The sequence below is a fragment of the Streptomyces sp. NRRL F-6492 genome (assembly GCF_001280125.1).
In the GTDB taxonomy this organism is placed as follows: Bacteria; Actinomycetota; Actinomycetes; order Streptomycetales; family Streptomycetaceae; genus Streptomyces.
Genome location: NZ_LGEG01000040.1, coordinates 1 through 11795, shown reverse-complemented (window position 1 = coordinate 11795; position 11795 = coordinate 1). Strand labels below are relative to the sequence as shown.

Below are 11795 nucleotides of genomic sequence, written 5' to 3'. Positions count from 1 at the left end.
CGGCGGGAGCGGCGGGGGCCGGGGAGGTGCGGGGGCGGGTCTTGCGTCGGGACATGGGGCCATTGTCCCCCGGTCGCCGCCCCCGTCCGGCCCCGGCCCGTGTGCGGGGCCTTCCGGCGGGGGCGCCCGAGTAGCGTACGGGCATGAAACTGACGATTCTCGGAGGCGGCGGATTCCGGGTGCCGCTGGTGTACGGCGCGCTGCTCGGCGACCACGCCGAGGGGCGGGTCACCCGGGTCACCCTGCACGACCTCGACGAGGGGCGGCTCTCCGCCGTCGCCCGGGTCCTCGCGGACCAGGCCGAGGGGGTGCCGGACGCGCCGGAGGTGACGGCGACGACGGATCTGGACGAGGCGCTGCGCGGGGCGGACTTCGTGTTCTCGGCGATCCGGGTCGGCGGTCTGGAGGGCAGGGCGGCGGACGAGCGGATCGCGCTCGCCGAAGGGGTGCTCGGGCAGGAGACGGTGGGGGCGGGCGGGATCGCGTACGGCCTACGGACCGTGCCCGTCGCGACGCACATCGCCCGGCGGGTCGCGGAGCTCGCCCCGGACGCCTGGGTCATCAACTTCACCAACCCGGCGGGCCTGGTCACGGAGGCGATGTCCCGGGTCCTCGGCGACCGGGTCGTCGGCATCTGCGACTCCCCCGTGGGCCTGGGCCGCCGGGTCGCCCGGATCCTGGGCGCGGACCCGGACGAGGCCTGGATCGACTACGTGGGCCTCAACCACCTGGGCTGGCTGCGGGGACTGCGGATCGGCGGCCGGGACGAGCTGCCCCGGCTGCTCGCCGACGAGGAGGCGCTCGGCTCCTTCGAGGAGGGCCGGCTCTTCGGCCCGGAGTGGCTGCGCTCGCTCGGCGCGGTCCCCAACGAGTACCTGCACTACTACTACTTCAACCGGGAGGCCGTGCACGCCTACCGGACCGCCGAGCGGACCCGCGGCGCGTACCTGCGCGACCAGCAGGGCGCCTTCTACGAGGAGATGGGAAAGCCCGACACCCCCGCCCTGGCCGCCTGGCACCGCACGCTCGCGGACCGGGAGGCCACCTACATGGCCGCCAACCGGGAGGCCGCCGGGGTCGGGGAGCGCGACGAGGAGGACCTGGAGTCGGGCGGCTACGAGAAGGTGGCGCTCGCCCTCATGCGGGCGGTCGCGCGCGACGAGCGGACCACGCTGATCCTGAACGTGCGCAACGGCACGACGCTGTCCGTGCTCGACGCGGACGCGGTGATCGAGGTGCCCTGCCTGGTCGACGCGAACGGCGCCCGGCCGGTGGCGGTGGCCCCGCTGCCGTACCACGCCGTCGGTCTGGTGACGGCCGTGAAGGCGGTGGAGCGGGAGGTGCTCGCGGCGGCGGAGAGCGGGTCGCGGGAGACGGCGGTCAAGGCCTTCGCGCTGCACCCGCTGGTGGACTCGGTCGCGGTGGCCCGCCGGCTCGTGGAGGGGTACGCGGCGGAGCACCCGGGGCTCGCGCACCTGCGGTACTGAGCCGACCGCGCCGGGTCGTCGGTACCGAGCCACCGATGTCCCCCTACGGCCGGCCGATACGGCCGACGGACGTCTTCCACCGGCGCGGGGGCGCGGCCTAGGCTCGCGCCCCATGACCTTACGCAGCAAGGGAGTCCGGCGGGTCGCGGCCCGGCTCGTCGCGGCCTGTCTGCTGGCCGCCGGCCTGACGGGAACGGCGCCGGCCGCGGCGGGCACGGGGACCTCCGGCGGGGAGCCGCTCGTCGTCCCCGTGCAGACCACCGGGCCCGCGGACCGGCGGTTCAACCTGGTGTTCCTGGGCGACGGCTACACCGCGCAGGAGATGCCGGAGTTCCGGGCGGACCTCGAACGGCACCTGAACACCCTGTGGAGCATCGAGCCCTTCGCCTCCTACCGCTCGTACGTCAACGTGTGGGCGGTGGAGGCCCCTTCGGCGCAGTCGGGGGTGGACTGCGACCCGGGGCTCGACGCGCCCGCCCGGGACACCGTGCTCGACATGGGCTTCTGGGGCGGCTGCGATCCGGGCGGCGTGCAGCGGCTGCTGACCGTCGACGGCCGGAAGGCCGCCGCGCTCGCGGACCTCGTCCCCGGCACGAACGGCGCCAACCGGCAGGTCGTCGCCCTCGCCCACAGCTCCACCTACGGCGGCGCGGGCGGCGGTTACGCGACCGCGTCCGGCGGCAACGCGCTCTCCGCCCTCATCACCCCGCACGAGATCGGGCACTCCCTCGGCGGCCTCCAGGACGAGTACGACTACTACGCGCGCGGGGTGCCGGGCGGCGCGTACTCCGGCCCCGAGCCCGCCTCCGCCCACCACACGCTCCTGACGACACGTCAGATGCGGGAGCAGCGGGCCAAGTGGTGGCGCTGGCTGGGCGAGGAGAGCGAGGCGGGCGGGGTCGTCGGCCGGTACGAGGGCGGCCTGTACGGCACGGCGGGGGTCTGGCGGCCGAGCCGGCACTCCCTGATGAAGACCCTCGGCTACGCCTTCGACCAGGTGGAGCGCGAGGTGATGGTCCGGGCGATCTCGGCGAAGGTGAACCTGCTCCAGGACCACACGCCGAACGCGGAGCCGATCGGGGCGGACCGGTCGGTGCGGGTGGACGTCCTGCACCCGGTGGGCGGCGAACTCGCCGTGACCTGGCGGCTCGACGGGCGGGTCCTGGACACGCGCGGCGCCCGCGCCGTCGACCTGCGGAAACTCCGTCTCTCCTCCGGCCCGCACGCGCTGACGGCGACGGTCACCGATCCGACGCCGTTCGTCCGCGACCCGGCGGTCCGCGCCTCCGAGGCGCTCACCCGGACCGTCCGCTGGACGGTGGACCCCTCGCTCGTCACCGCGCGGGCGCCGTTCCGGGCCGCGTTCACCGGGCACACCCCGACCGGCTCCCCCGTCGGCGCCCGGAGCGTCGTGCACGCGGACACCACCCACTCGGTGGACGGCTCCCCGGCCGTGCGCTGGCGGCTCGACGGGCGTCCCGTCGCGACGGGCGACCGCAACGACCGCGACCTGGACCTGGGGGCGATGCGGCTCTCCCCCGGCACCCACACGCTCACGGCCAGGATCGCGGGCACGGGCGAGGAGTTGCGCTGGACGGTCGACGCCCGCCCGGCCACGGCCGCGTACGGGCTGTCGGAACCGCTGCGGACGGTGCGGCGGCCGGGACGGCCTGTGGAGTACGTCTACGACGGCGCGTTCACGATGCGGCTGACCGCGCGGGACGACCGGGAGGGCGCGGTGGTGAGCCGGTTCCGGGTCGACGGCGACGGCTGGTACACGTACTACGGCTGGCCGACGGACGCGGACGCGCCGTTCCGCTTCTCGCCGGGCGGCACGGTGATCGACGGTCTCGTGTACGGGAAGCTGGGCCGGAGCCGGGCGGTGCCGTGGGACGACGCCACTCCCGACTACGGCACCCACACCGTCGAGTACCGCACGGTCGACGCGGCCGGGAACGTGGGCCCGGCGCGGAGCTTCCTGGTCACGCTGGTGCCGCCGGGGAGCTGACGCGGGTCGGCCCCGTGGGCCGGGAGGTCCACGGGGCCGGTCGCGCCGTTCGAGAAGGGCCGGGTCAGGGCTTGCGGGCCACGGCGGCCCAGCCCGGGATGGGCTCGTCGCCCGGGACCGGGACGGGCTCGCCCAGCTCCGGGTGCCATTCGGCGGTGAGCGAGACGCCCGGCTCGACGAACTCCAGGCCGTCGAAGAACGCGGCCAGCTCGTCGCGCGAGCGGGGCCGCAGGGTCAGCCCGCGCGCCTTGTACAGGGCGGCCGCCTGCGCCGCTCCCTCGGGGTTGAAGTCCCCGGTGACGTGGGAGAGGACGAGGTAGCTGCCCGGCGCGAGCTTGTCGACGAGCTTGGAGACCAGGTCGTACGCGCCGTCCTCGTCCCCGACGAAGTGCAGCAGGGCGAGCATCGAGAGCGCGATGGGCCGGTCGAAATCAAGGACCTTTCCGGCCCTTTCGAGGATGGCCTCGGGCTCGCGGGCGTCCGCCTGGATGTACTCGGTGGCCCCCTCGGGGGTCGAGCGCAGCAGGGCGGCCGCGTGCGCGAGCACGATCGGGTCGTTGTCGCAGTAGACGATGCGGGCCTCCGGCGCGGCCTCCTGCGCGATCTGGTGCAGGTTGGGCTCGGTCGGGATGCCGGTGCCGATGTCCAGGTACTGGCGGACGCCGTGGGCGCTGAGCCAGCGGATGGCGCGGTGCATGAAGGCCCGGTTGACGCGGGCCATGTCCCGGCCCCGGGCGTCGACGGTGAGCAGCTGACGGGCCATCGCCTCGTCGACCGGGTAGTTGTCCTTGCCGCCCAGGAACCAGTCGTACATGCGTGCCGGATGCGGCTTGCTGGTGTCGATGCGTATCTCGGTCCGCGGGGCTGCGGGGTCCTGGGTCATCGGCTCTCCTGGTCGGGACGAACGGGTGGCGCTACAGCAAGAGTTACGCGACGGCGGGGGCGGGACGGAAGGGCTAGGTGAGCAGAAAGTCGGCCTGACCGGATTTAGCCCCCCGGATGAAGGCCTCCATCTCCCCGTGGGTGTAGATGAGCGCGGGTCCTTCAGGGTCTGCGGACTGTCGCACGGCGACTCTGCCGTCGGCCAGTTTCATGGCCTCCACGCAGTTGCCCCCGTTCCCGCCGCTCCAGGGCTTGTGCCAACCCTCGGCACCGAGCTCCGCGGCGGGCATGCCGTTGTATATGCGATCCATTCACAGCTCCTTGCGGAGATTCCGGAGAATCTCCTTCGTGCGTTGTGCAGTCGCGGCCTGAGCCGCCATGCGGTCCATGACCTCCAGGTGGGATGCCACCTCGGGACGCGCGTCGAGATAGACGGCGCCGGTCAGGTACTCGCTGTAGACCATGTCCGGGAGTTCGGGCATGGCGAAGCGGAAGAGGACGAACGGTCCGTAGGTGCCGGGGTGGTGGCCGGACGCGAACTCCGCGATCTGCAGGGTGACGTTCGGCAGCTCGGACGCTTCGAGCAGCCGGTCGAGCTGGTCGCGCATCACTTCGGGCCCGTCACCGACCGGTCGGCGGAACACCGTCTCGTCCATGATCACCCAGAACTTGGGGGCGTCGTCCCTGAGCAGCAGGGACTGGCGCTCCATCCGCAGGGCTACATGCCGCTCGGTGTCCTCGTCCCTGGCGGCGTCGCTGCCGCCTCCGACCGCCCCGCTGCGCAGAATGGCACGGGCGTACTCGGCGGTCTGGAGCAGACCGGGTACGAACTGGGGTTCATAGGCCCGGATGAGGCTCGCGGCCCCCTCCAGGCTGACGTACATGGAGAACCAGCCGGGCAGCACGTCGTGGAACCGCTGCCACCAGCCGGGGAGGTTGGCCTCCTCCGCGAGGGCGACGAAGCCCTCGGCCTCGGAGTCCGTGATCCCGTACTCCTTGAGCAGGAGCTGGACGTACGGGATCTTCAGCGCGACCTCGGCGGTCTCCATCCGCCGGACGGTGGCCGGGGCCACCCGGAGGATCTTCGCGGCCTCTTCCCGCTTCATGCCGGCCCGCTCGCGCAGGTCCTGCAACCGCTTTCCGAGGACGACCTGTCCCACCGTGGGGGCGGACCGCGGCTCGCTCACTCCCAGACCTCCCCGACGCGCTGTTTTGGACGAGTGTGCCACGAAGCCGGGCCAGAGAGAACACGGCACTCTGCAATTTTCAGAGTGCCACTTGCCAAGTGTCCGACTCAGGAGGACAGTGTTCCGGTGAACCAGTACACGCTGCCGTCGTGCGTCTCCGCGCCCCGGCGCCGGCGCCGTACGGCAAGTCCTGCCCACTGTTGTGAGGAACCGGTCGTGGCTTCTGGTAACGCGCAGCCTTCAGGTCTCATGAGTCCCCGCGTCATGGCCCAGCGCCCACAGCCCCAGACCGATACCGGCGCCGTGCGGCGCTTCGCCTTCGAACTCCCGGCCCTCACCGCGTCGGTCTCGCGGGCCCGTCGTCTCGCGGAGGAACGGCTCATCCTCTGGGGCTGCGGCCCCGAGATACGCGACACCGTCTCCCTGATCGTCTCGGAGCTGGTCACCAACGCCGTCGTGCACACCGCCAGCGGCCGCTTCGTCTGCGAGCTGCGCGAGGGCGAGGAGAAGCTGCGGATAGCCGTGCGGGACGAGGGCGGCCCGGCGGGGCCGCGGATCCGCGACTGCGGCGAGGACGAGCGCGGCCGTGGGCTGATCATCGTCGACGCGCTGTGCAGCGCGTGGGGCGCCGAGCGCACCGGGCACGGCACGTCGCAGACCGTCTGGGCCGAGCTGGCCCACGGCACGGGGGAACCGTGCTGAGGTCGATGGCGACCCGCATGCTGCCGCGGGCCCGCCGCCACTCCGGGCTCGGCCTGGTCCCGGCCGCCGGCCGCCCCCTGGAACTCCGCCTCGAACGGGACGGCCACCGCTCCGTCGACGCCCCCGGCGGCCCCTTCCCCGCCGCGCGCGTCCGGCAGCCGGACGCCACCACCCGCCTCGCCGTCCCCGCCGGACTGCACACCGGCCTCGGCCGCGACGCCGTCGGCGTCCCCGCCCGCTTCGGCTTCAAGATCCTCTCCCGGCTCCCCGCCAACGGCTGCGTCTACGCCGACTCCGACTGGTGGTGGTGGCTCGTCCCGGCCGGCTCCGACCTGGACCTGACCTGGCCGCTGCCCGCCTGCTACGCGCCCGGCGCGAAGATCCCGGACCGCCGGCCCCGGCTGATCCACCACCCCGACGGCGCCTCGCCCTACACGCCGCCGATCCCCCTCTACCTGCTGACCTGCCAGCTGACGGGCATCGCCCCGGCCTGGTCGGCGCCCTCGGTGCGCAGCGCGCTCTGACGCGCACGGGCCGTCACGGCATAGGGTCGGGCCCATGTTCACACCGCAGGGCCCCGGCCTCCGCGAACTGACCGCCCAGGCACTCTCCTCGGTCGAGCACGGCTACGACCTGCTCGCGGAGAAGTTCGACGCGACCCCCTTCCGCACCTCCGACCGCCTCCTGGGGGCGGTGACCCGCACCCTGGAGGACCTCGGCCCGTTCGGCCCGGGCCTCGACGTCTGCTGCGGCACCGGCGCCGGACTCGGCGTCCTGCGCGCGGTCTGCGCGGGCCGGGTCACGGGGGTCGACTTCAGTGCGGGGATGCTGGCCGAGGCCCGCCGCGCCCACCCCGACGCCGACCTGGTCCGCGCCGACGCCCTGGCCCTGCCCTTCGGCCCCGTCTTCGACCTGGCGGTCAGCTTCGGCGCCTTCGGCCACTTCCTGCCGGACGGACAGCGCACCCTCTTCACACAGGTCCACGCCTCCCTGCGCCCCGGCGGCACGTTCGCCTTCCCGCTCCCGGCCCCGCCCCGCGTCGGCTCGCGCGCCTACTGGACCCTGTGGGGCTTCGACGCGGTGATGCGGGTCAGGAACGCGCTCCGGCGCCCGCCCTTCGTCATGTACTACCGCACCTTCCGGCTCGCGGACGTCCGCACCCGCCTGGAGGCGGCCGGCTTCGACGTCTCCCTCGTCCCGGTCGAGTCCCTGGGCCGCCGCGAGGACGGCGGCCCGGTGTGCAGGCTGGTGGTGGCGCGAAAGGCCTGACCGCATACGAGAAGTGCCGGTCGATGCGAGATCGACCGGCACTTCTTCCGTGTGTCCGAGGGGGGACTTGAACCCCCACGCCCGATAAAGGGCACTAGCACCTCAAGCTAGCGCGTCTGCCATTCCGCCACCCGGACCAGGTGTTTTCGTCGTTTCGGGGTTTCCCCCGCGGCGACAGAGATAACTCTACCAGGGGTTCGAGGCGCCTTTCACCAGCGTTTTCCGTGGTCAGTGGGGTGCGGCGGCCCCGCCGGGACCGGTCAGGACCGAATCGCCCGGACGTGCGCACGACGGGTGGTTACTCCCGTACGGAGAGTGGTGCGGGCCCCGGGCGGCCCGGTGGGAGCTCGACGCCCCCCGACGCCGGCTCCGTGGGAGCCACCTTGGCGACCGTCGTGCGGTCCGGGCCAATGCTTCGGGGGGAGTCCGTCAGGTCGGTCCGGGCGCCGCTCGCGGAGGGTCAGCGCACCGCGGTCAGACGGGCCGAGACCACCACGTTGCCCTGGTAGCCGCTCTCCTGCGTGAACGCGCCGCCGCAGGTGATCAGACGCAGCTCGGGCCGGCCGGAGTCGGCGTAGACCCGCTCGGCGGGGAAGCCCTCCTTGGGGACGAGTTCGACCCCGTACACGGTGAAGACGGCGGTCCTGCCGTCGCGGCGGAGGACCTCGACGCGGCTGCCCCTGCCGACGGCGCCGAGGTCGTAGAAGACGGCCGGGCCGTCCGGGGTGTCGACGTGGCCGACGACGACGGCGGTGCCCCGCTCGCCGGGGGTGACCGCGCCGGTGAACCAACCCGCGAGCCGGTCGGCCTCCGGCGGCGGGGCCTCGATCCAGCCGTCGGCGTCGAGCCCGACCCCCGTGACCGGCGCGTCGACCCGGACGGCCGGGACGCGGACGCGGGACGGGGGCGAGGCGGGCAGCGGGCCGGGGGCGGACGCGGGGGCGAGGACGGCGGCGCCGGCGCGGGCCCCGCCGGGGGCGGCCGCGGCGAGGGGCCGCGGCGGTCCCGCCGCCCGCAGCTCCTCCGCACCGCCGCGCACGAGGTGCACTCCCACGAGGAGGACGACGGCGACGGCGCCCCAGGCGCCGTGCCGTCCCGTGCCGTCCGTTCGTCCCACGTCCGCCCTCCTCCGCGACGACCGCGCGGTCGTGTGGTCCTCCGTATGGCGCCCCTCCGTCCCGGACCTCGTCACACCGGGGCGGAGGGGCCGTTTCGGTCCCCGGGTCCCGGCCGTCAGGCGCGGCCGTCGGCGGTGCGGCGGCGGGTCAGGACGACGGCGGAGCCGAGCGCGCCGACGATGAGCAGGGCGCCCGTCACCACCTCGGCCGTGCCGAGCCCGTCGGCGTCCGCTCCGGAGGCGGCGGTCCCGTAACCGGCCTTCACGCCCTTCTGGGCGCCGGTGTGGGTGCCGGGCCCGGTGCCGGCGTCGTGCCCGCCGACGCTTTCGGCGTCGGTCGGTTCGACGGGGGCTACGGGGGTTACGGGGACTACGGGCGCGGTGAGATCGGCGGGGTCGGTGGTGTCTTCCACGGTGTCGCCGGCGCCGTCGTGCTCCCGGGGCTCGTCCCCGATGACGGTCAGGGTGGCGGTGCCGCGTTCGCCCTCGCAGTCGAAGGTGATCTCGTACTGGGCGCCGGCCCTGGCGTCGGAGTCCACGGTCGCGGTCCCCGGACGGCCCTCTTCGAGGGTCACGGTGTCGAACACGCCGGAGGTGACCGTCACGGACGGCACCTCGCAGCCCTCGGACGTGAGGGTGACGGTGGCGCCGGGGGCGGCCGTCGCCGGGGTGACGGAGAAGCCGAACGACGTGACGGCGCCGTCGCCCTCGGCCGCCAGGGCCGCCGGGCCCGCCGCCATCACGGCGGCGGCGCCGAGCAGGGCGGCGGAAGCGGCGGCACGTATCGCACGCATGGCGTTCCTCCAGATCGCGCGAGGGCCCGGACGCGAAGCGGTTCCGCCGTCGGGAAAGGACGACCCTCACCGCGTTCGAAGTTAGGTCCGCCCCCGGCACGCCGCCACCGGGCTCCGCCGAACGGGGCACGGGCCCCCGGGCCCCGTCCGGGCCGCCGCGGGATCCGTCACGGAACGCGGATCACCTGACCGGCGTACGAGAGGTTGCCGCCGAAGCCGAAGAGGAGAACCGGGGCGCCGGAGGGCAGTTCGCCGCGCTCGACCAGCTTGGCCAGGGCCATCGGGATCGAGGCGGCGGAGGTGTTGCCGGAGTCGACGACGTCGCGGGCCACGACCGCGTTGACGGCGCCGATCTTCGCGGCGAGCGGCTCGATGATGCGCAGGTTGGCCTGGTGGAGGACCACGCCCGCGAGCTCCTCGGGGGTGACGCCGGAGCGCTCGCAGGCCTTGCGGGCGAGGGCGGGGAGCTGCTGGGTCGCCCAGCGGTAGACGCTCTGGCCCTCCTGGGCGAAGCGGGGCGGGGTGCCCTCGATGCGGACGGCGTGGCCCATCTCCGGGACCGAGCCCCACAGGACGGGGCCGATGCCCGCGGGCCCGTCCCCGTCCCCGTCGCCGGTGGACTCGACGGCCTCGACGATCGCGGCGCCCGCGCCGTCGCCGACGAGGACGCAGGTGGTGCGGTCCGTCCAGTCGGTCACGTCGGTCATCTTGTCGGCGCCGATCACCAGGACGCGGCGGGCCCCGCCGGCCCGGACGGCGTGGTCGGCGGTGGCCAGGGCGTGGGTGAAGCCGGCGCAGACCACGTTGAGGTCGAGGGTGGCGGGCGAGGTCATGCCGAGGCGGGCGGCGACGCGGGCGGCCGTGTTCGGCGAGCGGTCGATCGCGGTGGAGGTGGCGACGAGGACCATGTCGACGTCGTCGGGGACGAGGCCGGCGGCGGCCAGGGCCTTGCCGGCGGCGTGCGCGGCGAGCTCGTCCACGGGCTCGTCGGGCCCCGCGACGTGCCGGGTGCGGATGCCGACCCGGCTGGTGATCCACGCGTCGTCGGTGTCGACGAGTGCGGCGAGGTCGTGGTTGGTCAGCACCTTGGCGGGCTGGTAGTGCCCGAGCGCGGCAATGCGAGTGCCCGTCATGCTCAGGGTCCCCCTAGGTGATTGGTCGTCCGGCAGGACCACCCAGTCTTGCCAGCGACTGATGGGTAACCGGTGACGTAAACCACCAATATTCACCCGTACCGCTTGGCCGACCGTGACAAGGACCCGGGCGGGGCACGGCTCCCGCCCGGGTCCGCCTCCCACGGGTTCCGTGCGAGCCGTACGGGCTCAGTTCTTCGGCGGGTCGACCAGCTGGAGGGCCAGGGTCGCCGGGGGCGGGGCGATGCCGGGGCCGCCGGCCTCCGTCCAGGCGAGGATCTCGTCGAGGCAGTCGTCGTCCAGGGTGAACCCGACCCACGCGGCCCGTCCGCCGCGCCGACGGCCCTCGGTGGAGGGCTGCACCACGACGATGTTGGCCTGGGCGCAGGGCCCGAGGCAGTCGCTGGTACGGACGATCAGCCGGCCGCCGGAGGCCGCGGCGGCCTCGCGGAGCCGGGCGAGCTGGGCGTCGTGGTCGGTGCCGGGGTTCTTGCGGGCGTCGCCGCAGCAGCAGCCCCGGCAGACGACGAGGGAGCAGGGGCGGGCCCCGTACCGTATCGGCGCCGGGGTCACTCCGGGCCGTCCAGGGTGATCGCGGAGACGGGGGCGACCGTGCCCAGGCGGGGGAAGTCGAGGGCGACGGAGGCGCGGTGCTCGTCGGCGGTGAGGGCGGCCATGGCGTCCTCGGCGAAGACGAGCCCGTAGCCGAGGTCGCAGGCGGCGCGGGCGGTGGACTCGACGCCGAGGTTGGTGGCGATGCCGCCGAGGACGAGGGTGTCGGCGCCGAGGCCGGAGAGCAGCTCGTGGAGGCCGGTGTCCTGGAAGCCGCCGATGGTCCGCTTGACGACGACCCGGTCGCCGTCCCGGACGAGGTCGGGGACCAGCTCGCTGCCGGGCGGCTGGGTGTCGGTGTTCGGGCGCTCGACGCGGAGGTGGACGACGGGGGCGCCGGCGTCCCGGAAGGTGTCGGCGAGCCGGGCGGAGGCGGCGAGGACGTCGGTGCCGGGGCGGGGGGCGAGGGGCAGCGCGACGATGCGCTCCATCAGGTCGACGAGGACGAGCGCGGTGCGGCCGGGATCGAGTGCGGGCATGGAAGCACCGTAGCGGCCCCGATGATCACCAAGGACCGGGCGGGGGTGTGATCCGGCCTACGGAGGGGGCGCACGGGGTCACGGGGGAGGTCGCGCGGGGTCGGTGCGGGGGCGCGGGCCGGGGC

General features: G+C 74.3%; 13 protein-coding genes and 1 tRNA gene. 5 read left to right on the top strand and 9 right to left on the bottom strand.

The genetic code is table 11. From position 1 onward, the window contains the following. Positions 1-143 precede the first annotated feature (143 nt). Together ADL08_RS05965 and ADL08_RS05960 are read left to right on the top strand one after the other, a co-directional pair. Positions 144-1487 (top strand): 6-phospho-beta-glucosidase, encoded by a 1344-nt coding sequence (locus tag ADL08_RS05965; RefSeq protein WP_053640996.1) that lies wholly within the window; start codon positions 144-146, stop codon positions 1485-1487. Positions 1488-1599: 112 nt separating this feature from the next. Further along, positions 1600-3495 (top strand): M64 family metallopeptidase, encoded by a 1896-nt coding sequence (locus ADL08_RS05960; RefSeq protein ID WP_053640995.1) that lies wholly within the window; start codon positions 1600-1602, stop codon positions 3493-3495. Between the two features lie 64 nt (positions 3496-3559). On the opposite strand, the gene ADL08_RS05955 is transcribed toward ADL08_RS05960, so the two are convergent. From ADL08_RS05955 to ADL08_RS05945, 3 genes are all read right to left on the bottom strand, one after another. Beyond that, positions 3560-4378, bottom strand: a complete 819-nt coding sequence (locus ADL08_RS05955; protein WP_053640994.1) for an SAM-dependent methyltransferase — start codon at positions 4376-4378, stop codon at positions 3560-3562. A 73-nt stretch (positions 4379-4451) separates the two neighbouring features. Beyond that, positions 4452-4688, bottom strand: a complete 237-nt coding sequence (locus ADL08_RS05950; protein WP_053640993.1) for a DUF397 domain-containing protein — start codon at positions 4686-4688, stop codon at positions 4452-4454. Next, a complete protein-coding gene (locus ADL08_RS05945; protein ID WP_053640992.1) occupies positions 4689-5564 on the bottom strand; it encodes a helix-turn-helix domain-containing protein in 876 nt (291 codons plus the stop codon). It abuts the gene before it with no gap. 264 nt (positions 5565-5828) lie between these two features. On the opposite strand from ADL08_RS05945, the gene ADL08_RS05940 reads away from it, so the two are divergent. From ADL08_RS05940 to ADL08_RS05930, 3 genes are read left to right on the top strand one after another with little or no spacing between them, the layout of a single operon-like run. Beyond that, positions 5829-6266, top strand: a complete 438-nt coding sequence (locus tag ADL08_RS05940; RefSeq protein ID WP_053640991.1) for an ATP-binding protein — start codon at positions 5829-5831, stop codon at positions 6264-6266. Positions 6267-6271: 5 nt separating this feature from the next. Continuing rightward, positions 6272-6790 (top strand): hypothetical protein, encoded by a 519-nt coding sequence (locus ADL08_RS05935; RefSeq protein WP_053640990.1) that lies wholly within the window; start codon positions 6272-6274, stop codon positions 6788-6790. Positions 6791-6824: 34 nt separating this feature from the next. Further along, positions 6825-7535: a class I SAM-dependent methyltransferase gene (locus ADL08_RS05930; RefSeq protein ID WP_053640989.1), complete on the top strand. Its 711-nt coding sequence runs from the start codon at positions 6825-6827 to the stop codon at positions 7533-7535. A gap of 52 nt (positions 7536-7587) precedes the next feature. Here ADL08_RS05930 and ADL08_RS05925 read toward each other — a convergent pair. From ADL08_RS05925 to ADL08_RS05900, 6 genes are all read right to left on the bottom strand, one after another. Further along, positions 7588-7672 (bottom strand) — tRNA-Leu (locus ADL08_RS05925). A gap of 323 nt (positions 7673-7995) precedes the next feature. Further along, positions 7996-8652: a class F sortase gene (locus ADL08_RS05920; RefSeq protein WP_053640988.1), complete on the bottom strand. Its 657-nt coding sequence runs from the start codon at positions 8650-8652 to the stop codon at positions 7996-7998. A 116-nt stretch (positions 8653-8768) separates the two neighbouring features. Continuing rightward, on the bottom strand, positions 8769-9446 hold the full coding sequence (locus tag ADL08_RS05915; protein ID WP_053640987.1) for a hypothetical protein: 678 nt from the start codon (positions 9444-9446) through the stop codon (positions 8769-8771). A 167-nt stretch (positions 9447-9613) separates the two neighbouring features. Further along, a complete protein-coding gene (locus ADL08_RS05910; protein WP_053640986.1) occupies positions 9614-10579 on the bottom strand; it encodes a beta-ketoacyl-ACP synthase III in 966 nt (321 codons plus the stop codon). Between the two features lie 189 nt (positions 10580-10768). After that, positions 10769-11152: a hypothetical protein gene (locus tag ADL08_RS05905; protein ID WP_053640985.1), complete on the bottom strand. Its 384-nt coding sequence runs from the start codon at positions 11150-11152 to the stop codon at positions 10769-10771. After that, the gene (locus ADL08_RS05900) at positions 11149-11670 is read right to left on the bottom strand and encodes an isochorismatase family protein (RefSeq protein WP_053640984.1); all 522 of its coding nucleotides are present in this window, start codon (positions 11668-11670) and stop codon (positions 11149-11151) included. The genes ADL08_RS05905 and ADL08_RS05900 overlap by 4 nt, the downstream gene beginning before the upstream one ends. Positions 11671-11795: the final 125 nt, after the last annotated feature.